This window comes from Saccharopolyspora thermophila (assembly GCF_014646075.1).
GTDB lineage: Bacteria > Actinomycetota > Actinomycetes > Mycobacteriales > Pseudonocardiaceae > Saccharopolyspora > Saccharopolyspora thermophila.
The window spans coordinates 389,158-414,926 of the sequence record NZ_BMMT01000001.1 but is presented as its reverse complement, the minus strand read 5'-3'; the positions used below and the strand labels follow the sequence as shown (position 1 = coordinate 414,926).

At 71.0% G+C, this 25,769-nt stretch carries 21 protein-coding genes; 6 read left to right on the top strand and 15 right to left on the bottom strand.

Features of this window, described 5'->3' with window-relative positions:
- Positions 1–9: 9 nt before the first annotated feature.
- The 4 genes from IEY17_RS01765 to IEY17_RS01750 all read left to right on the top strand — a co-directional run bounded on the left by IEY17_RS01765 (position 10) and on the right by IEY17_RS01750 (position 3,728).
- Positions 10–1,482: a S10 family peptidase gene (locus IEY17_RS01765; protein ID WP_188984671.1), complete on the top strand. Its 1,473-nt coding sequence runs from the start codon at positions 10–12 to the stop codon at positions 1,480–1,482.
- 263 nt (positions 1,483–1,745) lie between these two features.
- Positions 1,746–2,636, top strand: coding sequence for an ABC transporter ATP-binding protein (locus IEY17_RS01760; RefSeq protein WP_229679801.1), 891 nt, complete (start codon positions 1,746–1,748; stop codon positions 2,634–2,636).
- Positions 2,633–3,469: an ABC transporter permease gene (locus IEY17_RS01755; protein ID WP_188984667.1), complete on the top strand. Its 837-nt coding sequence runs from the start codon at positions 2,633–2,635 to the stop codon at positions 3,467–3,469. Before IEY17_RS01760 ends, IEY17_RS01755 begins: the two co-directional genes overlap by 4 nt.
- 19 nt (positions 3,470–3,488) lie before the next feature.
- Complete coding sequence (locus tag IEY17_RS01750) at positions 3,489–3,728, top strand: helix-turn-helix transcriptional regulator (RefSeq protein ID WP_188984665.1); 240 nt, start codon at positions 3,489–3,491, stop codon at positions 3,726–3,728.
- Between the two features lie 207 nt (positions 3,729–3,935).
- Here IEY17_RS01750 and IEY17_RS01745 read toward each other — a convergent pair whose 3' ends face one another.
- From IEY17_RS01745 to IEY17_RS01715, 7 genes are all read right to left on the bottom strand, one after another.
- Positions 3,936–4,937, bottom strand: a complete 1,002-nt coding sequence (locus IEY17_RS01745) for an ABC transporter ATP-binding protein (protein WP_188984663.1) — start codon at positions 4,935–4,937, stop codon at positions 3,936–3,938.
- Positions 4,930–5,940 (bottom strand): ABC transporter ATP-binding protein, encoded by a 1,011-nt coding sequence (locus IEY17_RS01740; protein ID WP_188984661.1) that lies wholly within the window; start codon positions 5,938–5,940, stop codon positions 4,930–4,932. The genes IEY17_RS01745 and IEY17_RS01740 overlap by 8 nt, the downstream gene beginning before the upstream one ends.
- 10 nt (positions 5,941–5,950) lie before the next feature.
- Entirely contained in the window at positions 5,951–6,910 is a 960-nt protein-coding gene (locus IEY17_RS01735) for an ABC transporter permease (protein ID WP_188984659.1), read from the bottom strand.
- Positions 6,903–7,829 carry an ABC transporter permease gene (locus tag IEY17_RS01730; protein ID WP_188984657.1) on the bottom strand — a complete coding sequence of 309 codons (927 nt, stop codon included), beginning with the start codon at positions 7,827–7,829 and terminating at the stop codon, positions 6,903–6,905. Before IEY17_RS01730 ends, IEY17_RS01735 begins: the two co-directional genes overlap by 8 nt.
- Before the next feature lie 72 nt (positions 7,830–7,901).
- On the bottom strand, positions 7,902–9,530 hold the full coding sequence (locus IEY17_RS01725) for a peptide ABC transporter substrate-binding protein (RefSeq protein ID WP_188984655.1): 1,629 nt from the start codon (positions 9,528–9,530) through the stop codon (positions 7,902–7,904).
- A 211-nt stretch (positions 9,531–9,741) separates the two neighbouring features.
- Positions 9,742–10,695 (bottom strand): Ppx/GppA phosphatase family protein, encoded by a 954-nt coding sequence (locus IEY17_RS01720; protein WP_188984653.1) that lies wholly within the window; start codon positions 10,693–10,695, stop codon positions 9,742–9,744.
- A 142-nt stretch (positions 10,696–10,837) separates the two neighbouring features.
- Positions 10,838–12,226 carry a lytic transglycosylase domain-containing protein gene (locus IEY17_RS01715; protein WP_229679751.1) on the bottom strand — a complete coding sequence of 463 codons (1,389 nt, stop codon included), beginning with the start codon at positions 12,224–12,226 and terminating at the stop codon, positions 10,838–10,840.
- A gap of 280 nt (positions 12,227–12,506) precedes the next feature.
- On the opposite strand from IEY17_RS01715, the gene IEY17_RS01710 reads away from it, so the two are divergent.
- Positions 12,507–14,117 (top strand): acyl-CoA dehydrogenase family protein, encoded by a 1,611-nt coding sequence (locus IEY17_RS01710; protein ID WP_188984651.1) that lies wholly within the window; start codon positions 12,507–12,509, stop codon positions 14,115–14,117.
- Between the two features lie 92 nt (positions 14,118–14,209).
- On the opposite strand, the gene IEY17_RS01705 is transcribed toward IEY17_RS01710, so the two are convergent.
- From IEY17_RS01705 to eno, 3 genes are read right to left on the bottom strand one after another with little or no spacing between them, the layout of a single operon-like run.
- The gene (locus tag IEY17_RS01705) at positions 14,210–14,704 is read right to left on the bottom strand and encodes a DUF501 domain-containing protein (protein WP_188985305.1); all 495 of its coding nucleotides are present in this window, start codon (positions 14,702–14,704) and stop codon (positions 14,210–14,212) included.
- A 2-nt stretch (positions 14,705–14,706) separates the two neighbouring features.
- Positions 14,707–15,240, bottom strand: coding sequence for an FtsB family cell division protein (locus IEY17_RS01700; protein WP_188984649.1), 534 nt, complete (start codon positions 15,238–15,240; stop codon positions 14,707–14,709).
- Between the two features lie 3 nt (positions 15,241–15,243).
- Complete coding sequence (gene eno, locus IEY17_RS01695; RefSeq protein WP_188984647.1) at positions 15,244–16,530, bottom strand: phosphopyruvate hydratase; 1,287 nt, start codon at positions 16,528–16,530, stop codon at positions 15,244–15,246.
- A gap of 307 nt (positions 16,531–16,837) precedes the next feature.
- On the opposite strand from eno, the gene IEY17_RS01690 reads away from it, so the two are divergent.
- Positions 16,838–17,215: a tetratricopeptide repeat protein gene (locus IEY17_RS01690; RefSeq protein WP_188984645.1), complete on the top strand. Its 378-nt coding sequence runs from the start codon at positions 16,838–16,840 to the stop codon at positions 17,213–17,215.
- A 19-nt stretch (positions 17,216–17,234) separates the two neighbouring features.
- On the opposite strand, the gene IEY17_RS01685 is transcribed toward IEY17_RS01690, so the two are convergent.
- From IEY17_RS01685 to mfd, 5 genes are all read right to left on the bottom strand, one after another.
- Positions 17,235–18,038: a lytic transglycosylase domain-containing protein gene (locus IEY17_RS01685; protein ID WP_188984643.1), complete on the bottom strand. Its 804-nt coding sequence runs from the start codon at positions 18,036–18,038 to the stop codon at positions 17,235–17,237.
- An 88-nt stretch (positions 18,039–18,126) separates the two neighbouring features.
- The gene (locus tag IEY17_RS01680; protein WP_188984642.1) at positions 18,127–19,131 is read right to left on the bottom strand and encodes a nucleoside triphosphate pyrophosphohydrolase; all 1,005 of its coding nucleotides are present in this window, start codon (positions 19,129–19,131) and stop codon (positions 18,127–18,129) included.
- Between the two features lie 50 nt (positions 19,132–19,181).
- Positions 19,182–20,114 carry a SurA N-terminal domain-containing protein gene (locus IEY17_RS01675; protein WP_188984640.1) on the bottom strand — a complete coding sequence of 311 codons (933 nt, stop codon included), beginning with the start codon at positions 20,112–20,114 and terminating at the stop codon, positions 19,182–19,184.
- 186 nt (positions 20,115–20,300) lie between these two features.
- Positions 20,301–21,989 carry a BCCT family transporter gene (locus IEY17_RS01670; protein ID WP_188984638.1) on the bottom strand — a complete coding sequence of 563 codons (1,689 nt, stop codon included), beginning with the start codon at positions 21,987–21,989 and terminating at the stop codon, positions 20,301–20,303.
- A 115-nt stretch (positions 21,990–22,104) separates the two neighbouring features.
- Positions 22,105–25,701: a transcription-repair coupling factor gene (mfd, locus tag IEY17_RS01665; RefSeq protein WP_188984636.1), complete on the bottom strand. Its 3,597-nt coding sequence runs from the start codon at positions 25,699–25,701 to the stop codon at positions 22,105–22,107.
- Positions 25,702–25,769 lie beyond the last annotated feature (68 nt).

Genomic DNA, 25,769 nt, shown 5'->3' with positions numbered 1-25,769 from the left:
GTGGGCGGCATGGCAGCCAGCGAGGACAAGACCGACGAGGCCAAGCAGGAGTCGACCAACCCCGCGGAGCCGGTCGACGACCTGGTCAGCACGCACCACTCGATCACGGTGGCGGGTGCGGAGCTGGCCTACACCGCCACCACCGGCCGGATCGTGCTCCGCGAGGAGGTGCACGAAGACGGCAGGTTCCAGGGGTACAAGCCCAAGGCGGAGGTCTTCGTGACCGCCTACGTCGCTGATGGCGGCGGCCCTGACCGGCCGGTGACCTTCGCGTTCAACGGCGGCCCCGGCTCCTCCAGCGTCTGGTTGCACGTGGGGCTGCTCGGCCCGCGGCGGGTGATCTCCGGTGACGCCGGTGCGCTCGCCCCGCCGCCCTACGGGCTCGCCGACAACGCCGAAACGCTGCTGGCGCACAGCGACCTGGTGTTCATCGACCCGGTCTCCACCGGCTACTCCCGGGCCGTCGAGGGCGGCAAGCCGGGCGAGTTCCACGGCTACCAGGGCGACATCGAGTCGATCGGCGAGGTGATCCGGCTGTGGACCACCCGCAACGGGCGCTGGATGTCGCCGAAGTACCTCGCCGGGGAGTCCTACGGCACGCTGCGCGCGGCGGCGCTGGCCGAGTTCCTCCAGTCGCGGCACGGGCTGTACCCCAACGGGCTGGTGCTGATCTCCTCCGTGCTGGACATGGGGACGATCCGGTTCACCGAGGGCAACGACCTGCCGTACACGCTGTTCCTGCCGACCTACGCGGCGATCGCGCACTACCACGGCAAGCACGGCGACCGGCCGCTGCGGGAGGTGCTCGACGAGGCCGAGAAGTTCGCCGCCGAGGACTACCCGTGGGCGCTGGCGCGCGGGGCGCGGCTGAGCGCGGAGGAGCGCGAGGACATCGTCCGGCGGATCGCCGAGCTGTCCGGGCTGACCGAGGAGTATGTGGACCGGGTCAACCTGCGCATCGAGCACATCCGGTTCTTCACCGAGCTGCTGCGCGACCGGCGGCTCACCGTCGGCCGGATGGACGGCCGGTTCACCGGTTGGGAGCCGGACGCCGCTGTGGAGCGGTTCACCGACGACCCCAGCATCTCGCACATCCGCGGGGCCTACGCGGCGGCCATCAACCACTACGTGCGCGAGGAACTCGACTACCGCAACGACCTGCCGTATGAGGTGCTGTCCAGCCGGGTGCACCCGTGGTCGTTCAAGGAGTTCGAGGGCGCGGCGGTGTCCGTTGTGGACAAACTGGGCGCCGCCATGCAGGCCAACCCGCACCTGCGGGTGCACGTGGCCTCCGGTTACACCGACGGCGCGACGCCGTACTTCGCGGCGGAGCACGTGCTGGCCCGGCTGCCGATCCCCGAGCAGCTGCGGGAGAACATCGAGGTCCGCTACTACCCGGCGGGTCACATGATGTACGTCCACGAGGAGTCCCGCGTGCAGCAGTCCGCCGACCTCGCGGCGTTCGTGACCAGGCGCCCGTAGCGCCACCGCGGTCCGCCGCGGTCGCCCGGCCGCGGCGGACCACTCGGCTGCCACATATCCCACCTGATCAACGCTCTCGGCCGCCCCATCCCGTTTTTCGAACACACAGACGTGCCCCGGTACGTAGTATATGTGCTACAAACCAGCCTATGACTGCTGTGGAAGGTACCGGGGTTATGACAATCGCGAAGGAGTCGGCGGTGTCCTCGCCGTCCGCGCCGCCATCCGGCGAGGACACCGTGCTCGACGTGCGTGACCTGCGGATGCGCTATGGCACGACCGACGTGCTCCGCGGCGTCACCTTCACCGCCCGCCGCGGCGAGGTCGTCGCCCTGTTAGGGCCGAACGGCGCGGGCAAGACCACGACGATCGAGATCCTGGAAGGGTTCCGGATGCGCTCCGGTGGCGAGGTGTCCGTCCTCGGCACCGACCCGGCGCACGGCGACGAGCGGTGGCGCGCCCGGCTCGGCGTCGTCCTGCAGTCCTGGCGCGACCACAGCAAGTGGAAGGTGCGCGAACTGCTCACGCACCTCGGCAGCTACTACGCGCCGTACGCCACCGAGCAGATCCAGCGCCCGTGGGACACCGATGAGCTCATCGCCGCCGTCGGCCTCACCCAGCACGCGAACAAGCGGATCGGGCAGCTCTCCGGCGGGCAGCGGCGGCGGCTCGACGTCGCGATCGGCATCGTCGGCCGTCCCGAGCTGCTGTTCCTGGACGAGCCCACGGTGGGCTTCGACCCGCAGGCCCGGCGCGAGTTCCACGATCTGGTGCACCGGCTCGCCGACGACGGCGGCACCGGCATCCTGCTCACCACGCACGACCTCGACGAGGCCGAGAAGCTGGCCGACCGCATCGTGATCCTGGCCGGCGGCCGGATCGTCGCCGACGGTTCGGCCGACGCGCTGTCCCGGCAGGTCGCCGCGGACTCGGAGGTCAAGTGGACCCTCGACGGCCAGCGGTTCGTGCACTCGACGGCCGACGCGACCCGGTTCGTCCGGGAGCTGCTCACCCAGCACGGCGACGCCGTCAGCGAGCTGGAGGTCCGGCGCGCGACCCTGGAGGACACCTACATGGCGCTGGTGCGCGCCCACGAGTCCGGCCGTGACACGGAGGCGGCGCTGCCCTTCGGCACCGAGGAGGAAGACCGGTGAAGGCCAACGCGGTCCGCGCGGGGCTCCAGCGCGGATGGATCGAGTTCCGGCAGACCCTGACCACCCCGCAGGACCTGTGGGGTTACCTGTTCCCGAACGTGATTCTGCTGGTGGTGATGCTGTTCCAGCGAGAGTCCACTGTGGCCGGTTTCTCGCTGGGGGCGATGACGCTGCCCAGCGTGCTGGGTATGGGGATCGCGTTCGCCGGGTTGATCAGCGTCGCGCAGCTGCTCGTCGTCGAGCGCGAGGACGGCACGTTGCTGCGCGCCAAGGCCACCCCGGACGGCATGCTCGGCTACCTGGTGGGCAAGATCGTGCTGGTCGGCTGCATGTCGCTGATCAGCCTGGTGATCCTGCTGGTGCCGGGGCTGGTGATCTTCGACGGGTTGTCCACCGGTGTCGCCGCGTGGCTGACGCTGGCCTGGGTTCTGGTGCTCGGGCTGGTCGCGACGATGCCGATCGGTGCGATCATCGGCTCGCTGTTCTCCAGCCCGCGCAGCCTCGGACTGGTCATGCTGCCGATGATGGCGCTGATCGGGATTTCCGGGATCTTCTACCCCATCACCGACACCCCGGAGTGGTTGCAGTGGATCGCGCAGGCGTTCCCGCTGTACTGGCTGGGCCTGGGCATGCGGTCCGCGTTGCTGCCGGACGCGATGGCGGCGGTCGAGATCGGCGGCTCGTGGCGGCATCTGGAGACTGTCGGGGTGCTCAGCGTGTGGGCCGTGATCGGCCTGGTGGTGGCGCCGGTGGTGCTGCGCCGGATGGCGCGGCGCGAGTCGGGGTCGAGCGTGGCCGCGCGGCGGGAGAAGGCGATGCAGCGCGTGCGATGACGCCGGCAGAAGAGGAACCATGACCGAGACGATTCACAACCGCATCGCGATGCTGCGGGCCGAACGCGGGATCTCGCGCCGGCAGCTCGCCGAGGCGCTGGGCGTGCACTACCAGACGGTGGGGTACCTGGAGCGCGGCGAGTACAGCCCGAGCCTGCACCTGGCGCTGCGCATCGCGGAGTACTTCGAGGTGCCGGTGGAGGTGGTGTTCTCCATCCGCCCGTTCCCCCGGATCGGGGCGGAACACCGCACCGCCTGACCGAGGCGGCGGGCCGGGCAGCGGGCGGGGGCCGCCCATCCCACCCGGAAGGTCCGGTGCCGCGAGGTTGCTGCGTCGGGTTTCGACGCGGTGCGATCAGGGACGGTGTGCTCGACCGGGTGAACTGCCGAATCCGGTGACAGTGAAGGGCATCTTCGACCAGGCACATTGGTCGAAGATGCCCTTCACTCGGAGAAAATCACCCGGTCAGGAGACCACGCGGGGGCGCTCCTCGGCGAAGTGGCAGGCCGACGGGTGGTTGCCCAGGCGGACCTCCAGAGCCGGCACCTGCTCGGCGCAGATGTCCTGCGCCTTCCAGCAGCGGGTGCGGAACCGGCAGCCCGACGGTGGGTTCGCCGGGCTCGGCACGTCCCCGGTGAGCCGGATGACCTCACGCTTGCCGCGCAACGTCGGGTCCGGCACCGGCACCGACGACAGCAGCGCCTGCGTGTACGGGTGCTGCGGATGCTCGTAGATCTGCTCGTCCGTGCCGATCTCCACGATCTTGCCCAGATACATCACCGCCACCCGATCCGACAGGTGGCGCACCACCCCCAGGTCGTGGGCGATGAAGACGTACGACAGGCCGAACTCCTGCTGCAGATCACCCAGCAGGTTCATCACCTGCGCCTGGATCGACACGTCCAGCGCCGACACCGGCTCGTCGCAGATGATCACCTTCGGCCGCAGCGCCAGCGCCCGCGCGATGCCGATGCGCTGGCGCTGACCACCGGAGAACTGGTGCGGGTAGCGCTGGATGTGCTCCGGGTTGAGGCCGACGACCTCCAGCAGCTCCTGCACCCGGCGCCGCCGGTCGCCCTTCGGCGCCACCTCCGGGTGAATCTCGAACGGCTCGCCGACGATGTCGCCGACGGTGCGTCGCGGGTTCAGCGAGGTGTACGGGTCCTGCAGCACGATCTGCAGGTCGCGGCGCAGCTTGCGCAGCTCCGAACCGCGCAGCTTGAACATGTCGCGGCCCTCGAACAGCGCGCTGCCGCTGGTCGGCTTCTCCAACCGCATCAGCACCTGCGCGAGCGTCGACTTGCCGCACCCCGACTCGCCCACCACGCCGAGCGTTTCGCCGCGGTGCAGGTCGAACGAGATCCCGTCGACCGCCCGCACGTGCCCGATGGTGCGCTTGAACACCACGCCCTGGGTGACCGGGAAGTGCTTGACCAGGTCCCGCACCTGGAGGATCGGCTCAGCCACGGCTCATCAACTCCTCCGCGAAGTGGCAGGCGCTGATCCGGCCCAGCCCCAGCTGGTGGTAGGCCGGGACCTCCTGGCGGCACCGCTCCTCCGCACGCGGGCAGCGCGGGTGGAACGGGCAGCCCGGCGGCACGGCCAGCAGGCTCGGCGGCAGCCCCTTGATGGTCTCCAGCTCCTGCCCCTTGAGGTCCAGCCGCGGGATCGACCGCATCAGGCCCTCGGTGTACGGGTGGCCCGGCCGCTGGTACAGCGAGTACGCGTCCGCGGCCTCCACGATCCGCCCCGCGTACATCACCACGATCCGGTCCGCGACCTCGGCGACCACGCCGAGGTCGTGGGTGATCAGGATGAGCCCCATGCCGCGCTCCCGGCGCAGCTCGTCCAGCAGGTCCATGATCTGGGCCTGCACGGTGACGTCCAGCGCCGTGGTCGGCTCGTCGGCGATCAGCAGCGCCGGGTCCAGCGCCAGCGACATCGCGATCATCGCGCGCTGCCGCATGCCGCCGGAGAACTGGTGCGGATACTCCTTCACGCGCTGCCTGGCGTTGGGGATCTTCACCTGGTCCAGCAGCTCCACGGCCCGCGCCATGGCGTCCTTGCGGGACATGCCGCGGCGCATCCGCAACTGCTCGGCGATCTGGAACCCGACGGTGTAGACCGGGTTCAGCGCCGACAGCGCGTCCTGGAAGATCATCGCCATCGACTCGCCGCGCAGCTCCCGCCGGCGCTCCGGCGGGGCGCTGAGCAGGTCCTCGCCGCGGAAGCGGATCGCGCCGCCGGTGACCACCCCCGGGGGCATGTCCAGGATGCCCATGATGGTCTGCGCGGTGACGCTCTTGCCGGACCCGGACTCGCCCAGCACCGCGAGGGTTTCACCGGCGTCGACGTGGTAGTTGACGCCGTTGAGGACCTTGGCCACGCCGTCCCGGGTGCGGAACTCCACGTGCAGGTCCTCGACCTCCAGCAGCCGCTCCGCCGGGGCCTTCTCGTCCGCAGTAGACAAAGCGGTTCTCCTACCTCTGCTTCGGGTCCAGCGCGTCGCGCACGGCGTCGCCGAGCATCACGAACGCCAGCACCGTGACCACCAGGAACCCGGCCGGGAACAGCAGCAGGTGCGGGGCGGCCTGGATGTAGTTGCGGGACTCGGCGATCATCACGCCCCACGACACGACCGGGTCGCGCAGGCCGATGCCCAAAAACGACAGCGTCGCCTCGGCGCCGATGAACCCGCCCAGCGCGATCGTGGCGTACACCAGCACGGGCGCCAGGCAGTTCGGCAGCATGTGCCGCAGGATGATCCGCGGCGCGCCCGCGCCGAGCGCCCGGGCGGCCTTGACGTAGTCCTGCTGCTTGGCCGAGATCGCCGCGGACCGCATGATGCGCATCGCGATCGGCCAGGACAGCACCCCGATCGACAGCACCACCTGGGTGATGATGCGGGGCGCGCTGGGGATCACCATCTCCGCGTTGAAGGTCGTCAGGATGACGATCGCGCCCAGCACGAACGGCAGGCCCAGGAAGATCTCCGAGAACCGGGAGCAGAGGTTGTCGAACCAGCCGCCGAAGTACCCGGCCATGATGCCGATGGTGCCGCCGATCAGCACCGTGAGCAGCGTGGCGAGCAGGCCCACCACGATCGACGCGCGGGTGCCGTAGATGGCCCGGGCGAACACGTCGCGGCCGAGGTTGTCGTAGCCGAACCACGCCTCGGCCGACGGGCCCTGCCGGGACTTGGTCAGGTCCTGGAACGACGGGTCCGCCGAGGTGAACACCCCCGGGAACGCCGCGATGAACAGCAGCACCACGATGATCACCGCGGCGACGATGAACAGCGGGCGGCGGCGCAGGTCGTCCCACGCGTCGCCCCACAGACCCCGGGGTTTCCGCGGCCTGCCGCCCGTGGTCGCGGGCACCTTCTCCTCCGGGACCGGGGGCGGACCGGAGACCAGGCTGGAAGCGCTTTGGTCAGTCATATCGGATCCTCGGGTCGAGAACCGCGTAGAGAATGTCCACGAGCAGGTTCATCAGCAGGTAGACCAGCACCAACAGGGTGACGATCCCGGTCACCGTGGTGCCTTCCTTGGTCAGGATGGCTTGGAAGATCAGGCCACCGATGCCGCGGATGTTGAACACGCCCTCGGTGACGATCGCGCCACCCATCAGGGTGCCGAGGTCGGTGCCGAGGAAGGTGACGACCGGGATCAGCGAGTTGCGCAGCAGGTGCACCCCGACGACCCGCTTCTGCTCCAGGCCCTTGGCAACCGCCGTGCGCACGTAGTCGGCCCGGCGGTTCTCCATCAGGCTGGTCCGGGTCAACCGGGCGACATAGGCCATCGACAACGAGCCGAGCACGAAGCCGGGCACGATCAGCTCCCCGATCGAGGGATTGGAGCTGACCGTCGTCCTGATGATGCCGAGTTCGCTGCCGAGCACGATCTGCAGCACGAAACCGGTGACGAACACCGGCAGCGAGATCAGAAACAGCGTCGACACGAGCACCAGGTTGTCAACGAACCCGCGACCGCGCAGGCCGGTCAGGATGCCGGCGGCCAACCCGATGAGGGCCTCGATGACCAGCGCGACCAGGGCGAGCTTGATCGTGATCGGGTACGCCTGCTCGATCAGCTGGCTGACCCGCACCCCCGCGTAGGTCTCCCCGAAATCACCCGTGAGCAGCTGCCCCAGGTATTTGAAGTACTGCACGATCAGGGGATCGTCGAGGTTGTACTTCTCGTGCATCTCGGCGATGTATGCCGGCGGGCAGCCGCGGTCCCCGCACTTCGCGGCGAACGGGTCCCCCGGGATCGCCCAAACCAGCAGGTAAATGATCAGCGTGGTCCCGATGAAAACCGGGATCAGTTGCAGCAGCCGCCGCAACACGTAGCGACCCATACGGGCCTCCTCATCACAGCCAGCGCGGTGCCCGGCCCACCGGGTCTCGGCGGGCCGGGCACCGGCTCATCGTCACTGGTTCAGACGCACCGTCGTCAGGTCGAGGATGCGGTATGCCTTGACCTCGCCGGCGGCGATCCGCTCCGAGAAGCCGTACTGCACCGGCTGCGTCCACAGCGGGATGACCGGCAGGTCCTCGGCCAGCAGCTTCTCCGCGTCAGCGTAGGCCGCGGTGGCCGCCTCCACCGTCGGAGCCGCGTTCGCCCGGTCCAGCGCGGCGTCGAACGCCGGGTTGGAGTACTTGTAGTCGTTGGACGACGCGTTGGTCCGGTACAGCTGGGTCAGGAAGGTCTCCAGGTTCGGGTAGTCGGCCTTCCACCCGGTCCGGAACAGGCCGCTGAACTGGAAGCCGTTGGCCTTCTGCCGGAACTCGCCGAACGTCGGGGTCGGGACGAACTGGGTCTCGATGCCGAGGTTCTGCCTGATGCTCGCGGCGACCGCCTGGACCCACTCGTTGTGGCCGCCGTCGGCGTTGGTCTCCACGGTCAGCACGCCCGGGAAGCCACCAGCCTGCTGCAGGTACTGCCTGGCCTTCTCCGGGTTGAACTCGCACGCCTCACCGCACTGGTTCGGGCGGTAGCCGTCGACGGCCGGGGTGGCGAAGCCGTCGGCCGGGTCGCGACCACCGGCGAACACCTGCTGCGCGATCGTCTTGCGGTCGATCGACATGGAGATCGCCTTGCGCAGCAAGGGGTTCTTGAACCGCTCATCGTAGAGCGGGAAGCCCAGGTTCTGGGTCAGCAGACCCGGCTTCTGGTGGGCCCGGTCGCCCAGGTCCTGCTTCCACCTGTCACCCACGAGTGCGGAGACCGGGATGGCCTCCAAAAAGTCCAGGTTGCCCGAGACCAGGTCCTGGTAGGCGGCGTCCAGCTCGTTGTAGACCTTGAACTTGGCGCCCTTGATGGTCGGCTTGTTGTCGCCGGCGTACTTGTCGTACGCGGTGACGTTGAGCTCGACGTTGGGGACGCGGCTTTCGAACTTGAACGGCCCGTTGCCGATCGGGTGCGCCTCGAAGCCCTTCGGGTCCCGGAAGAAGGTGTCGGGGAGCGGCTTGTAGGCCGAGTAGCCCAGCACCACCGGGAAGATCGTGAAGGGCTGCTTGAGCTTCACGGTGAAGGTGAGCGGGTCCACGACCTGGAGGCCGGACATCTTGTCGGTGGGCGGGGTGGGGGCCTGCGCCGGCCCGTCGCCGTCCGGGTCCTCCGTCTGGAGGGCGTCGTAGCCCTCGATCTGCTCGAAGAAGCTCGCGCCCTGGAAGCCGTGAGGACCGTAGGCTGCGTAGTTCCAGGCGTCCACGAAGTTGTGCGCCTCGACCGGGGTGCCGTCGTGGAACGTCCAGCCCGGCTTGAGCTTGATCGTGAAGTTCTGGTTGTCGGTGGTCTCGATGGACTCCGCCACCGCGTTCTCCACCTTCAGGTCACTGGCCCGGTACTCCACCAGGCCGGTGAACAGGGCGTCGATGATGAAGCCGCCCATCTCCTCGGTGGTGTTGGCTGGGACCAGAGGGTTCTCCGGCTCACCCCAGTGCAGAGTGATGATGCCGTCCTCTCCCGAGCCGCTGCCGCCACCACCGCAACCGGTGGCGATCATCGCCACCGCCAGCGGGGCCGCGACCATGGCGGCCAAACGTCCCTTTCGCATGTAGGTCCTCCCGCTTCCACGTGTGCCCCAGCGGTTGATTTCCGACGCGGGGTCACCACGCGCGGCGGTTCTTCAACCGCCGCGTCAGATGAGCGTAAACATAAGTGAGAACAAGCTCACGGCAATGCACTGTCACAAAGCCGTCACTTTCTGGCTCGATGCAGTCAGTACGTCACTCAGAAGCTGGAAGTAGCGTTCCGAAATGTGAGAACTAGCTGATAGACAGTGCAATACCGTCGAGAATGTCGTGCTCACTGACGGTCATCTCGATGATCCCGGCGCGTTCCGCCAATTCCTCGGCGAGGACCTTCACCACCAACGCACCGCCGCCGATGACGTCCACTCGGCCGGGGTGCATGGCCCCGATCGAGGCCCTCTCATCGTGCGACATTCGGAGCAGTTGGTCGGTTATCTGTTCGACGCGGTTCTGGGAAATATGGGAAAGGTGAATTGCGACCGGGTCATAGTCGGGGAGGTCCTGCGCGATCGCGGACAGCGTCGTCACCGTTCCGGCGACCCCCACCCAGGTGCGCGCCCCCGAGCAGTCCACCGCCGCGAAGGCGTCGTCGAGGATCTGCCGGGCCACCTTCTCCGCCTCGCGGACCTGCTCGTCGGTGGGCGGATCGCTGTGCAGGCAGCGCTCGGTCAACCGGACACATCCGACGTCCGCGGAATACGCCGCGGCGATGTGCGCCCGCGCCCCGTCCCAGGTGCCCACCACGAGTTCGGTGGAACCGCCGCCGATGTCGGTGACCACGAACGGGCCGTCGGCCGGGTCGAGGTCGCCGACCGCGCCGGTGAACGACAGCCGGGCCTCCTCGTCACCGGTGATCACCTCGGCGTCGATGCCGAGCGTGTCCCGCACCATGGCGAAGAAGACCTCGCGGTTGGCGGCGTCCCGGGTCGCCGAGGTGGCCACCATCCGCACCCGCTCCACGCCCTTGCGCCGCGCGATGGCCGCGTAGTCGACCAGCGCGGCGCGGGTCCGTTCCAGCGCCTCCTCGGCGAGTCTGCCGGTGGCGTCGACGCCCTGTCCGAGCCGGACGATCCGCATCTCGCGGTGCACGTCGCGCAGATCCCGCCGACCGTCGTCGTGCACCGTCACATCGGCCACCAGCAGGCGGATGGAGTTCGTCCCGCAGTCGATCGCCGCGACCCGTGGCATCTGGTCCTCCTCGCGCTCGGTTCGGCGGTGCGCTGGTTCGCGCGTCTCCACGCTAGTCGCCCGCCGGACCATTGGGTGACCTCACCCGATGTGGCGACGCTCAACCCCCGCTCCCAGCCCCAGTGGCCGGGCGGGACACCGGTCACGGGTGGAAGTCGGCAGGCACCGTGCAGGGTGTGAGGACGCCCGCGGTGTCGACGTAGACGAGCTGGCCCGGGGCCACGGCGTGCGGGTCGCCGGCTCCCGGACCGAGGACGGTGCCCGGACTCGGCTCCGCGGTCGTGAACTCCCCGCGGGCGAGCACCGCCGGGTCGCACGCCGTCGTCGATTCGCTCGTCGAGGGTGGTTCGCTCGTCGAGGGCGGCGTCGTCGGCTCCGGGCCGCTCGCCGGCGGCGCGGTCGGACTCGGCGGGGCTCCGGGCGGGCCCGGCGGAGTCTCTGGCGGAGCGGCGCCCGGCGGGGTCGATGTGACCGGCGGGACGCCGGGATGGTCCGGGGCGCCCGGTCCGGTCGACGCCGGTGGTGGTGTCGGTGCGGGGGTCAGGTTCGGCGGCGTCAGCTCCGGGATGCTCGGTTCCGGCACGTCCGGCGGCACGACGCCGCTCCCCGGCGACGGCTCCGCCGGGGACGGTGACGCTGGGGGCGGCGACGGCGGCTGCGCCGGTCCGGGCGGACTCTGCGACGGGGCGGGCTGCGCCGGGGGCGGAGCGGGCGCCGGTGGCCGGGCCAGGGCGAGCGGCTCGGCGGGCATGCGTTCGCCCGCGAGGACGTCGTCCACCTCCGGGGCCAGGTCCGCCGGGGTGGGCGTCACGCCCTTCGCGTATGCGGCAGCCCAGATGAGCACCGTCCGCACGTAGCTCTCGGAGTGGTTGTAGCGGAACACCGCGGCCGCCAGATCCCGGGGTCTGCGCAGGTCACCGCCATCGCCGCAGAGGTACCGGGCCGCGGCGAGGCTGGCGTCGTGCACGTTGTGCGGGCTGGCCGCGCTGTCCCCGTTGCCGTCGGTGGCCCACTTCCGCCAGGTGGACGGGATGAACTGCATCGGCCCCACCGCGCGGTCCCACACCGGGTCGCCGTCGTAGCGCCCGCCGTCCGTGTCCGGGATGGCGGCGATGCCGGGCCCGCCGGACAGCCGCGGGCCGAGGATCGCCCGCACCGTGGTGCCCAGCACGTCGACGCTGCCGGAACGCGCGTGCCCCGACTCGATCCGGCCGATCGCGGCGAGCACCGACCAGTGCACACCGCACCTCGGGTTCGTGTCGGCCACGGACCGCGCCGCCCGCACGTAGGCGTCCAGCACGGGTTGCGGGATGCCCAGGATTCCGCGCGGCAGATCGAGCGCGGGTTCCTCGGCCAGTCGCTGCGGGTCGGCCGCGCGATCCAGCAGTTGCGGGCTCAGCCGCGGCGACTGCGGCAGGTGGCCCGTCGCCCCCAGTTCCCGCAGATCGGACCGCTCCCCGTCGGGCGGCGCCGGGAGGAACGAGCTCGACGCCCCCACCAGCGTCGCGGGCAGCAGCAGGATCGGTGTCAACGCCGTGACGGTCACCCACGTGCGGGCTCTACGCTGCACCGGTCCGCTGGACCGCGGCGCGGATTTGTGGACGTGCTTGCGGTGGCGCTTCCTGCGGACAGACACCGACGATCCCCCAGACGCAGAACTGCGTGAACCCAGACGGGTCCCTGGATACACCACCGAATGGACGATCGCCGAGCGGCGAGCCGACACATCACCCGTCCGTAGGGCCCCGGTCAGGCGGAGCAACCCGCCGATCAGCCGATCCGCCACGCGGATGTGCGCCTACGCTCCGGGCATGACGCTCATCGACGAGCCGCCCGCCTTCAGCACCCACCGGGTGGTCAACCAGGCACCGCCGCTGGACGGGTTCGACCCGCTCGCCTGCGATCCCGCGCTGCGCTCCGCGCTCGACCGCCACGGCATCGACGACCTCGCCGCACTCGCTCTGCAGGCCGGTTCGGCGGAGGCCCGCGAGCACGGTCGACTCGCCAACGAGCACCCGCCGCGGCTGCGCACCCACGACCGCTACGGACACCGCATCGACGAGGTCGAGTTCCACCCGTCGTGGCACTGGCTGATGGCGCGGGCCGTCGACCACGGGCTGCACGCCGCGCCCTGGGCGCTCGGGCCGGGTGCGCATCTGCGGCGCGCGGCGGGCTTCTACCTGTGGTCGCAGGCCGAGGCCGGGCACGGCTGCCCGATCTCCATGACCTACTCCGCGGTGCCCGCGCTGCGGTACGCGCCCGCGCTGGCCGGGCAGTACGAGCCGAAGCTGACCGCGGGCAGCTACGACTTCGGGCTGCGCGCGCCGGCGGAGAAGTCGGCGCTGCTGGCCGGGATGTCGATGACCGAGAAGCAGGGCGGCTCGGACGTGCGGGCCAACACCACCACGGCGGAGCCGCTGGCGGATGGCACCTACCGCATCGTCGGGCACAAGTGGTTCACCTCGGCGCCGATGAACGACCTCTTCCTGACGCTGGCGCAGGCGCCGGGCGGGCTGAGCTGCTTCCTGGTGCCGCGGGTGCTGCCGGACGGCAGCCGCAACGAGATCCGGATCCAGCGGTTGAAGGACAAGCTGGGCAACAAGTCGAACGCCTCCGCCGAGATCGAGTACGCCGGTGCGCTGGGCCACCTGGTCGGCGAGGAGGGGCGCGGCGTCCGCTGCATCATCGAGATGGTGTCGATGACCCGGCTCGACTGCGTGCTCGGGTCGGCGGCCAACATCCGCATCGCACTGTCCGAGGCGGCGCACCACGTGCGGCACCGCAGCGCCTTCGGGCACCGGCTCGCGGACCTGCCGCTGATGCAGAACGTGTTGGCCGACCTGGCGCTGGAATCGGAGGCGGCGACGACGTTGGCGATGCGTCTGGCCGCCGCGGTCGAGGCCGGGGAGCGCGACCTGCTGCGGCTCGCGCTGCCCGCGGCGAAGTTCTACGTGTGCAAGCGGGCGCCCGCGGCGGTGGCCGAGGCGCTGGAGTGCCTCGGCGGCAACGGTTACGTGGAGGAATCCGGGATGCCCCGGCTGTACCGGGAGGCGCCCCTGAGTTCGATCTGGGAGGGCTCCGGCAACGTCACCGCCCTGGACCTGTTGCGCGCCTTGGCCAAGCAGCCGTCCACAAAGGACGCGCTGATGTCCGAACTGGACACGGCGTGCGGCGCCGATCCCGCCTACGACGACGCGGTGCGGCGGCTGCGCGGCGAACTCGACGCACCGGCTCCCGAACGCGCCCGGGCCCTCGCGGAGCTGCTGGCGCTCACGTTCCAGGCGTCGCTGCTGTTCCGTCACGCCCCGACGGCGGTCGCGGCGGCCTTCGTGGCAACCCGCCTGGCCACGGCCAACCACACCTTCGGGGCAACCCCGATCAGCGGAGCACGAGCCCTCCTCGACCGGGTCACCCCCACCTGAACCCCCACAACACCCGCAAAACCCCAACCCGGCCCCACCCCCAGTCCAGGCCCCCCAACCTGAGGCAGATTCGGCCCGGTGTGGGGTGGGGGTCAGCGGTTGAGGAGGTAGCGGTGTTCTGGCCAGCGTGTGGCGATCAGGTCGATCGCCTCGTCACCGAACGGGTTCACCCCGGGGCCCTTCGCCAGGGCGTGCGCCACGTGGACATGCAGGCACTTGACCCGGTTCGGCATGCCCCCCGCGCTGACGTCGGTGCCCAGCGGCTCCAGCGCGTCACGCTCCGCGAGGTAGGACTCGTGCGCGCGGCGGTAGCGCTGCGCCAGGTCCGGGTCGGTGGCCAGCCGCTCGGTCATCTCCCGCATCAGCCCCTCCGCCTCCAGCGTCGAGGTGTGCGCGACCAGCTGCGGTGCCGTCAGGTAGTACAGGGTCGGAAACGGCGTGCCGTCCTCCAGGCGCGGTTTCGTCTGCACGACCGTCGGCTCGCCCGCCGCATCGCGGGCGGCCACCGCGTGCAGCCCGCGCGGCGGTCGACCCAGCTGCCGCTGGACGCACTCTCGGTCGGCGTCACTGACCGTGCCCGAGTTCACCGTCACGATCCCTTCCTCATCACGGAATTCCACAGGTCTTCGTACCACGGCACGCCGTCGTCGGCGGGCTCGACGGGCGGTGGCGGCGCGGGCGGCTCGGTCGGCACCTCCACGATGTAGGGTGTCTCGCCGGGCCGGACGTAGCCCAGCCGCGCCCGCGCCTCGGCCTCCACCTGCGCCGGGTCGGACAACTCCTGCTTGCGCTGCTCCAGCTCTCGGACCTGCTGTAGCAGCTCCGCCCGGCGCTGTTGCTGGTCCTCGAGCTCGGCGCGCTGGCTCAGGTAGGTACGCAGCGGCACCGACACGCTCAGCGCCATCACACACACCAGCATCGCCAGGCCAGCGGCCCGCCGCGTCGAGGACAGCTTGAAGGCGCCCGCGGTGCTCGACCGTTGCCGGGATCGTGCCGCGGACTGCGGTCGCTTCCCGGTGCCCTTACCGCTGCCGGTCCGGCGGGCGCGCTCGGACCGGCGCTCCGCCGGGTCCTCGCCCCGGCGGGCGCGCCGCCGTCGATCCGATGCGCGCCCGACCGGCATGGGTCAGCTCTCCGCGGAGAACCGCGGGAACGCCAGCTCGCCCGCGTACCGGGCCGCGTCACCGAGGGCCTCCTCGATGCGCAGCAGCTGGTTGTACTTGGCGACCCGTTCGCTGCGCGCCGGGGCGCCGGTCTTGATCTGGCCGCAGCCGGTGGCCACCGCCAGGTCGGCGATCGTGGTGTCCTCGGTCTCGCCGGAGCGGTGGCTCATCATGCTCTTGTAGCCGCAGGAGGTGGCCAGGTTGACCGCGTCCAGGGTCTCCGACAGCGTGCCGATCTGATTGACCTTGACCAGCAGCGCGTTCGCGGCGCCGCGGCCGATGCCCTCCTCCAGCCGCTCCGGGTTGGTGACGAACAGGTCGTCGCCGACCAGCTGCACCTTGTCACCGACCTGCTCGGTGAGCGCGGTCCAGCCATCCCAGTCGTCCTCGGCCATCGGGTCCTCGATGGACACCAGCGGGTAGGCGCCGAGCAGCTCCTGGTAGTACTCGGCCATCTGCTCGGCGGTGCGCTTGGAGCCCTCGAAGGTGTAGCTGCCGTCGGCGAAGAACTCGGTGGCGGCCACGTCGAGCGCGAGCACGATGTCGCGGCCGAGCTTGTAGCCGGCCTTCTCCACGGCCGAGGCGATCAGGTCGAGGGCCTCGCGGTTGTTCGGCAGGTCAGGGGCGAAGCCGCCCTCGTCACCGAGGCCGGTGGCCAGGCCCTTGGCCTTGAGCACGGACTTCAGCGCGTGGTAGGTCTCCGCGCCCCAGCGCAGCGCCTCGGAGAAGGTGTCCGCGCCGATCGGCGCGATCATGAACTCCTGGATGTCCACCCCGGTGTCGGCGTGCGCACCGCCGTTGAGGATGTTCATCATCGGCACCGGCAGGATGTGCGCGTTGGGGCCACCGACGTAGCGGAACAGCTCTAGCCCGGATGACTCGGCCGCGGCCTTGGCCACGGCCAGCGACACGCCGAGGATGGCGTTGGCGCCGAGCCGCGACTTGTCCGGGGTGCCGTCCAGGTCGACCAGCTTCTGGTCGACGACGCGCTGCTCGGTGGCGTCCAACCCGGTCAGTTCGGGGCCGATCTCGTCCAGCACCGCCGCGACTGCGTTCTCGACACCCTTGCCGCCGTAGCGCGCGGCGTCGCCGTCGCGCAGCTCGACGGCCTCGTGCTCGCCGGTCGAGGCACCGGAGGGGACGGCGGCGCGGCTGAGCGTGCCGTCCTCGAGTGCCACTTCGACCTCGACGGTGGGGTTCCCGCGGGAGTCCAGGATCTCGCGGGCGCCGACCTGCTCGATGATCGCCACGTGTGCTCCTAACCAGCCTGTGAACTATGGACGTCCCAGACCGCCTCCGCGTTCCCGCACGCGGCGGACGGGCCGAACGCCCGACGACCGGGTACGAGCCTAACCGGGCCGGTGCGGGCCCCGGCGCAGACTCGCGCGCCCCGCGGGCGGGCCCGGCATGTCGCCGTGACCTACCTCGCAGCGTTCGCCAGATGTTCGCGCACCCGGGATGGACCAGGTGGGTTTCCCACCGCGGCCCTGGCAGGCGGGAAGTCCATCCGGACGGGCGCATCGGAACAGCCGATCGGCACGTAACGTTGTCCCCGCCATGACGACCGAAGGCACTGTCGAAGCGTTCCGCCGGGCGGAGGAACTGCTCGCGCAACGCCGTCCGCTCGAGGCGATCCGCGCCTTGGAACCCGTGCTCGACGTCGCCGCCGACAAGCCGAGCGTGCAGCTGCTGCTCGGGCGGGCCTACTACTTCTCCGCCCAGCTGCGCCGTGCGGAGCGCGCGCTCCAGCGTGTGCTCGAGCTCGACCCGTCCGACCACTATGCGCGGCTCGTACTGGGGCGCACGCTGCAGCGGCAGGGACGGCTGGACGAGGCGCGCACCCAGATCCGGCTGGCCACCACCATGCACCCGGTGCCCGCGTACCAGGAGGCGCTGGGCGAGATCAACGCCCACATCGCGACCCGCGCCGACTGACCCCCGGTGGAAACCCGCGTCAGCGGAGCCGGTTGCCCGCCTGCGCGTAGGTCTGGGCCAGGGCGAACACCTTCTGGCCGTATTCAACCGAGTTGTTGTACGACAGCACGCCGGACCACCAGCCCGCGCCGGTGGTCATGTCGCGGTTGCCCGCGCAGAGATAGCGGGCCGCGGCCATGGCCGCGTCGTCGAGGTTCTGCGGGTCGCCGATGCCGTCGCCGTTGCCGTCGGTGGCCCACCGTCGCCAGGTGGAGGGGATGAACTGCATCGGTCCGACCGCGCGGTCGTGCACCACGTCGCCGTCGAGGGCGCCGCGGTCGGTGTCCGGGATCTCCCGGATGCCGGGTGCGCCGTTGAGCGGGACGCCGACGATCGGGCTGGACGGCCGGGCGTCCTCCCGCAACAGGCGGCGGCCGAAGCGGCCGTGGTCGGACTCGATGCGGCCGATGCCGGCCAGAGTGGCCCAGGAAATCCGGCAGCCGGGCTGGTGTTCGCGCATCGCGAGGTCGGCGTTGACGTAGGAGACGAGAGCCCGGGCCGGGATGTCCACCACGGTCGCGACCTGGTCGGCCCACTGGCGCACCGGGTCGGTGCCGGGGGTGGGCTGCGGCAGCGGCTCCTCGACGGGCGGGGCGATCGAGCCGGGCTGAACCGGGGCGGGTTGCACTTCCTGCGGCCCCAGTCGCGCAGCGGCGACCGGGGACTCCGGGGGCCTGCCGAACCAGCCGACCAGTCCGACGCCGCCGACCGCGCTGGCCAGCAGCCCGAGGGCGACGGCGAGCCGCCCGAGAGCGGCGAGCGCGGCCGGCGTGGTCCTGATCATGCGACCCAGGCTACTTAACAGTAGCTTTCGCTTTCCAGGCCTCACCGGGAGATCGCGGTGTCGTCAGCCGGCGCGATCAGGGGCTGCGTCAGGAATCGGTTCGGGCGCCCGCGGGCGCCTCGGCGAGCAGTTCGCGCCAGTCGTCGGCGGAGAGCTGCGCCGGTTCGCGGCCCGCCTCGCGGGCCCGCTGCTCGGCCCCGCGGATCCGCGCGGCAAAGTCGAGAGCCACCGCGCGCAGCCCGTCCTCCGGGTCGGCGCCGGCGAGCTTGGCCTGCGCGGTGGTGTGGAAAAGCGCCTCGCCAGGGGTTTCGCCGCGGGGCATCGCGTCGGCCGGGATCCCGGCCCGGTGCGCGCGCTGGACCAGCTTGGCGGCCAGCGCCACCGCGGGCTGCCCGACCGCCACTCCATCCACAATGGACTCGCGCTGCTTCTCCTGCTGCTTGAGCTCTTCCCAGCGGGCGTGCTGTGACTCGGCGTCGAGCACCGCCGGACCGTCGGCGAAGACGTGCGGGTGCCGCGACACCAGCTTGCTGACCAGCCCGGCGGCCACCGCGTCGATGTCGAACGGGTCCTGCTCGTCCTCGGTGGCCACTCGCGCGTGGAAGAGCACCTGCAGCAGCACGTCGCCGAGTTCCTCGCGCAGCGCCTCCCGGTCGCGCTGCTCGATCGCGTCGAGCAGCTCGTAGGTCTCCTCCACCAGGTACTGGCGCAACGAGTCGTGGTCCTGCTCGGCGTCCCACGGGCACCCACCGGGCGACCGCAGCCGGTCCATCACCGTCACCGCGTCCAGCAGTTCCACTCCCGGCGGGGGCGGTGCGGTCACCAGCCGCGCACCGGCCGCGCGCAGCGCCGTGGCCTCGGCGGAGTCGACATCGCCGACGAACAGCACCACCGGTTCGCGGGTCGCCCGCGCCAGCAGGTCGGCGGGCGGTTCCGGGGCGGCGAGCGCCTCGCGAGCAGCGGGCGCGAGCCCGGGCGCCGCGTAGACGGCCGCACCGCGCAGCAGCGGGACCGCCGCGGCGGGAACGACCTCGCCGAGGCGGTCGTCGACCACGACGACCGCGGAACCTTCCCTCACCCGGACCTCGCTCATACCGCGATTGTCCCAAGCGCCCGCGGCAGGCGGAGCCGCGGGATCACCGCTCACGACGACGTGGCCGGGACGTGCAGCCGGAATCCGGTCGTCTCGTTCTCGTTGGGCGCTGTGGTCAGGTTGACCGGGTCCCAGACGCCGTAGCGGGGGCTCAACCGCACCCCGACCTCGTCCGCGGTGATGCCGAGCAGGTAGGTGCCGACGCGCTGCAACGTCTGGTCGTCGGCGCCGCCCGCGGCCGGGGTCGGGGCCTCGTCGGTGCGGCGCTCCTTCACCAGCACGACGAGCCACTGCCCCGAGTGGGGTTCCGGTTCGAAGGCCAGCACGGTGCCCGGGCGGGCGCCGAACAGCGGTGTCGTGGCCGCCATCTGCGGACTGTCCGCCGCGCGCAACCGCCGGTCCTTTCCGGCGGGGATGCCGGCTCTGACGTCGGCGTCGACCAGCGCGGCGGCGGAGTCCGGCCCCTGCGCCATGCGCTGCGCCTTCTCCTGCGCCTCGCGGCGGGTGGTGGCCTGGGTGAAGTCGAAGGTGACGGACAGCCGGTCGAAGTACCGGCGGCCCAGTTCCGTGGTCAGCAGCCGGGTCCGGACCATCTCGCGGATGTTCTGCGGGGTGTAGATCTTTCCCGCGGTGGCCGCCTGGGGCCCGCCCATCTGGTTGATCAGATCGTCGATCTGCTGGTCGGTGACCACCAGCCGCTCGGCGCGGGCGGTCTGCTCGACGAGTTCCTCCCGGACCAGCTGGGCGGCCAGCTGTCGCCCCAGCTCGTCCAGCTGCCCCTGCTGCCGCAACTGCGGCCGGAGCCCCGGCTCCTTGTCGAGGACCTGCCCGAACCAGGACTGCACCTCGGTGACCGGGATACGGGTGTCGCCGACGATGGCGGCGGCGCCGGCCTGGCTGGGACCCGTACCGCAGCCGGCGAGCAGCAGCCCGGCCGCGGCGATCGAAGCGAGGAGGCGCCCGTGGCGCGTGCGGAATCTCACGGCGCGCACTCTCTCACGTCGCGACCCCGCGGTGAAGTGCCGACACAGTCCGAAGTCGACTCGGGGCAACACACTCGTCTCAGCGGCCCAGCGACCCGGCCGCCATGTCGACGATCACCTTCTCGCCCTCGACGCGCACCGTCCGCCGTCTGTCCCTTGAGGACGGCGGCGCGCCGGCTGTTGATCTCAGACGTCCTCGCGGCGCTCCGCCGGCCCCACCTCCAACTGGAAGTCGCCGCCGTGCCGCCTGGTGCCCGCGATGACCGCCTGCTCCAGCACCTGCGCGCCCTTCTCGCCGCGCCGCATCATCGGGTCGTCACGCAGGTCCTTCGTCAGCGCCACACACAGCAACACCATCACCACCGCGAACGGTGCCGAGGCCAGGAACGTCAGGTTCTGGATACCGCTGAGCGCGTCCTCCCCACCGACGATCAGCATGATCGCCGCGACCGCACCGGTGGCCGCACCCCAGAACACCACCATCCAGCGCATGGGTTCAATGGACCCGCGCTGCGACAACGTGCCCATCACCACCGACGCGGCGTCCGCCCCGGAGACGAAGAAGATCGCCACCAGCACCATCACCAACACCGTGGTGATCGCCGACAGCGGCAGCGTCTCCAGCACCGCGAACGTCTGCGCCTCCTCACCACCGCTGCGGAAGACGTCGATCCCGGTGTCCTGGATGTGGATCGCGCTGCCGCCGAGGACGGCGAACCACACCACGCTCACCGCGCTGGGCACCAGGATCACCCCGGACACGAACTGGCGGATGGTGCGGCCCCGGCTGATCCGCGCGATGAACATCCCCACGAACGGGGTCCAGGAGATCCACCACGCCCAGTAGAAGATCGTCCAGCTGGACAGCCAGTCGTTCATCGCGGCACCACCGGTGGCACCGGACCGCGACGCCATCTCGCCGAAGTCACGCAGGTAGTCCCCGATCGACATGGGCAGCAGGTCGAGCACGAACACCGTCGGGCCGGCCACGAACACGAACACCGCCAGCAGCGCCGCCAACACCATGTTGATGTTGGACAGCCACTGGATGCCCCGGGCGATGCCGGACACCGCGGAGAAGATGAAGCAGATCGTCAGCACCACGATGATCAGCACCAGCACCGCGTTGCCCACCCCGCCGATCCAGCCGGCCGACTGCATGCCGCTCTGGATCTGCAACGTGCCCAGGCCGAGGGAGGCCGCGGAGCCGAACAGCGTCGCGAACAGCGCCAGGATGTCGATCAGCCGCCCGACCGGGCCCTCGGCTCGGCGCCTGCCGATCAACGGCGTGAACACCGCGCTGATCAGCTGCCTGCGGCCGCGCCGGAACGTGGAGTAGGCGATCGACATGCCGACCACGGCGTAGATCGACCACGGGTGCAGGGTCCAGTGGAACAACGACGTCGCCATCGCCGTCTCGATCGCCTGGTCGCTCAGCGGCGGCACCGTCCCGGGCGGGGGTTCCACGAAGTGCGCCAGCGGCTCGGCGACGCCGAAGAACATCAACCCGATGCCCATGCCCGCACTGAACATCATCGCGATCCAGGAGACCGTGCGGAACTCCGGTTCCTCGTCGTCCCCGCCCAACGGGATGGCGCCGTAGCGGCTGAAGGCCAGCCACAGCGCGAACACCACGAACCCGGAGGCGGCCAGCACGAACCCCCAGCCGACGTTGGTCACCAACCACGACAGTGCGGCGTTCGACATGCGGGCCAGCGATCCGGTGGACAGCACGCCCCACATGACGAAGGCCACCGTGATGGCCGCGGTGGTCCCGAAGACCACGAAGTCGGTGCGGGCCACGTGCCCGCCCGCGAAAGCATCGGGCGCCCGGGGGATGTTGTCGCGCGCCTGGTCAGGTGCCTTGCCGTTCATGATCCCGCGCCTCCTCGTCACCCGATGCGGAGCCGGATCAACCGTCACGCCGCGTCAGGATCCCGGCAACTCAGGAGGGTGCGGGTGAGATGAACAGCGGTTACCCTGACCCGCGTCACCCCACCGGGGCAGGGCGGGCGGCCAGGGACTCCAGCAGCTTGGTGCACCAGTCGAGCAGCGCCTCGTCGCGCAGCGGCGGGGCGCCGATGCGGCCGCCCGCGGCGCCCTCCGTCGGGCGGGGCACCGACACGGTGCGCACCGCCGCCTTGTACACCGCCTTCGGGTACAGCCGCTTGAGGCGCACCAGCTGCGAGTCCGCCAGCTCCAGCGGCGCCACCCGCACCGACGAGCCCTGCAGCAGCACCTCACGGACGCCGTGGTTGCGGCACACCTGCCGGAACCGCGCCACCTTCAACAGCCGCTCCACCGGTTCCGGCGGTGCCCCGTACCGGTCGGTGAGCTCGGCGCGCACCGCGTCCAGCGCCGCCACGTCCGCGGCCATCGCCACCTTCCGGTATGCCTCCAGCCGCAGCCGCTCGCCCGGCACGTAGTCGTGCGGGATGTGCGCGTCCACCGGCAGGTCGACCCGGACCTCGGTCAGCTCCTCCTCGGTCTCCCCCGGCTCGGCGCCCGCGTGCCTGCGGAATGCCTCCACGGCCTCGCCGACCAGCCGCACGTACAAATCGAAGCCCACACCGGCGATGTGCCCGGACTGCTCCGCGCCGAGGATGTTGCCCGCGCCGCGGATCTCCAGGTCCTTCATCGCCACCGCCATGCCCGCGCCGAGCTCGGAGTTCTGCGCGATGGTCGCCAGCCGGTCGTGCGCGGTGTCGGTGAGCGGCTTGTCCGGCGGGTACAGGAAGTACGCGTACCCGCGTTCGCGGGCCCGCCCGACGCGGCCGCGCAGTTGGTGCAGCTGGGCGAGGCCGAGCAGGTCGGAGCGGTCCACGATCAGCGTGTTCGCGTTGGAGATGTCCAGGCCGGTCTCGACGATCGTGGTGCACACCAGCACGTCGTGCTCGCGCTCCCAGAAACCCTGGATGATCCGCTCCAGCCGGTCCTCGTTCATCTGCCCGTGCGCGGTGACGATCCGCGCCTCCGGGACGAGCTCACGCAGCTTGCGCGCGGTCTTCTCGATGTCGTGCACCCGGTTGTGCACGAAGAACACCTGGCCGTCGCGCAGCAGCTCGCGGCGGATCGCGGCGGCCACCTGCTTCTCGTCGTAGGCGCCGACGTAGGTCAGCACCGGGTGCCGCTCCTCCGGCGGCGTGAGGATGGTGGACATCTCGCGGATGCCGGCCATGCTCATCTCCAGCGTCCGCGGGATCGGCGTCGCCGACATGGTCAGCACGTCCACGTGGGTGCGCAGGGCCTTGATGTGCTCCTTGTGCTCGACGCCGAAGCGCTGCTCCTCGTCGACGATCACCAGCCCGAGATCCTTGTAGCGGATGCCGGTCTGCAGCAGCCGGTGCGTGCCGATGACGATGTCCACGGTGCCGTCGGCCAGGCCCTGGATGGTCTGCTCGGACTCCACCGGGTCGGTGAACCGGGACAGGCCCTTGATGGTCACCGGGAACGAGCGCATCCGGTCAGTGAAGGTGTTCAGGTGCTGCTGGGCCAGCAGTGTGGTCGGCACCAGCACCACGACCTGCTTGCCGTCCTGCACCGCCTTGAACGCCGCGCGCACCGCGATCTCGGTCTTGCCGTAGCCGACGTCGCCGCAGATCACCCGGTCCATCGGCACCGGCCGCTGCATGTCGGCCTTGACCTCGTCGATGGCGGCCAGCTGGTCACTGGTCTCGGTGTAGGGGAAGGCGTCCTCCAGCTCCCGCTGCCACGGGGTGTCCGGGCCGAACGCGTACCCCGGGGACGACTGGCGCGCCGCGTAGAGCTGCACCAGCTCGGCGGCGATCTCCTTGACCGCCTTGCGTGCCTTGGCCTTGGTGTTCTTCCAGTCCGAGCCACCCAGCTTGTTCAGCGTCGGCACCTCGCCGCCGACGTAGCGGCTGATTTCGTCGAGCTGGTCGGTCGGCACGAACAGCCGGTCGCCGGGTTGGCCGCGCTTGCTCGCCGCGTACTCCAGCACGAGGTACTCGCGGGTGGCGCCGCCGACGGTGCGCTGCACCATCTCCACGAACCTGCCGATGCCGTGCTGCTCGTGCACCACGTAGTCGCCGGCCTTGAGCACCAGTGGGTCGACCGCGTTGCGCCGCCGGGACGGCATCCGCCGCATGTCCCTCGTGGACGTTCCGCCGCGACCGCCGGTCAGGTCGGCCTCGGTGAGCACCACCAGCGACACCTCCGGCGCGGCGAAGCCGTCCTCCAGTCCGCCGCGCACCACCGTGACGACACCGGCGTCCGGTTCCCGCGCCAGGCCGTCCTCGGCGAGCCGGGCGGGCAGTTCCGCCTCACGCAGCTGCTGCACCGCGCGCTGCGCGGTTCCGGCACCGGCGACGACCAGCACCGCCGCGCCGCCGGACGCGGTGTGGGCACGCAGGTCCGCGTAGGCGCGGTCGATGTCGCCGCGGTAGGCGTCGACCTGCTTGAGGACCAGGCGCACGACCTCGTCGTCGTCCTCGCCCTCCTCGCTGGTCAGCTGGGTCAGCGGCCACCACGGCAGCCCGATCGAGCGGGTGTGCTCGGCGACCTCGGCCAGCCCCCGGTACGCCGAGGCACCCAGGTCGATCGGCGCCCTGCCGCCGTCCGCGGCGACCATCCACGACGCCTCCAGGAACTCCTGGCCGGTGCGCACCAGGTCGGCGGCGCGGGCGTGGATCTTCTCCGGGTCGGCCAGCAGCACGTGTGTGCCCGCCGGGACCAGGTCGGTCAGCAGCTGCATCTCGCCTTCGCACAGCGCCGGGATCAGCGCCTCCATGCCCTCGACCGGGGCGCCGCTGGCGATCTTGCCGAGCATCTCGGCGAGGTGGGTGTCGGTCTGGTGCTGCTCGGCGAGCTTCGCGGCACGCTCGGCGACCTGTTCGGTGATCAGCAGTTCCCGGCAGGCGGGGGCGAACAGCTCAGCGCTCGGCGCGTCCGGCAGCGACCGCTGGTCGGCGACGCCGAACGGCCGGATCTCGGTGACCTCGTCGCCCCAGAACTCGACCCGCAGCGGGTGCTCCTCGGTGGGTGGGAAGACGTCGACGATCCCGCCGCGCACCGCGAACTCACCGCGCTTTTCCACCATGTCGACGCGCTCGTAGGCCAGCGACGCCAGCCGCTCCACCAGGTCCTGGAAGTCGTGCTCGGAACCGACCCGCAGCCGCACCGGGGTCAGCTCGCCGAGCCCGGGCGCGATCGGCTGGATCAGGCTGCGGACCGTGGTGACCAGCACCTGGATCGGGCCGTGCGGGTGCTCCTCGGGGTGCGCGAGGCGGCGCAGCACCGCGAGGCGGCGGCCGACGGTGTCCGCGCGCGGCGAGAGCCGCTCGTGCGGCAGGGTCTCCCACGACGGGAAGACGGCCACGCCGTCCGGCCCCAGCAGGTCGGACACGGCCGCCGCGGCCTCCTCGGCCTCCCGGCCGGTGGCCGTGACCAGCAGCACCGGGCGTCCGGCGCCACCGGGGGCGGCCAGCGCCGCCGCGGCCAGTGCACGCGCCGCGGCGGGCCCCTCCAGCACCAGGCGCGGCGTGCCCGCCGCTTCGACCACCCGCCGCAGGGCGGGATCGCGCAGCACGATCTGGAGCAGTCCGCGCAGGGGACCGGCCTGGCTCATGGAGCTACCTCGCAGCGAGACGTCGCGAATGCGGACACACCTCTGCCCGGGACCACGCCGCAACCAGG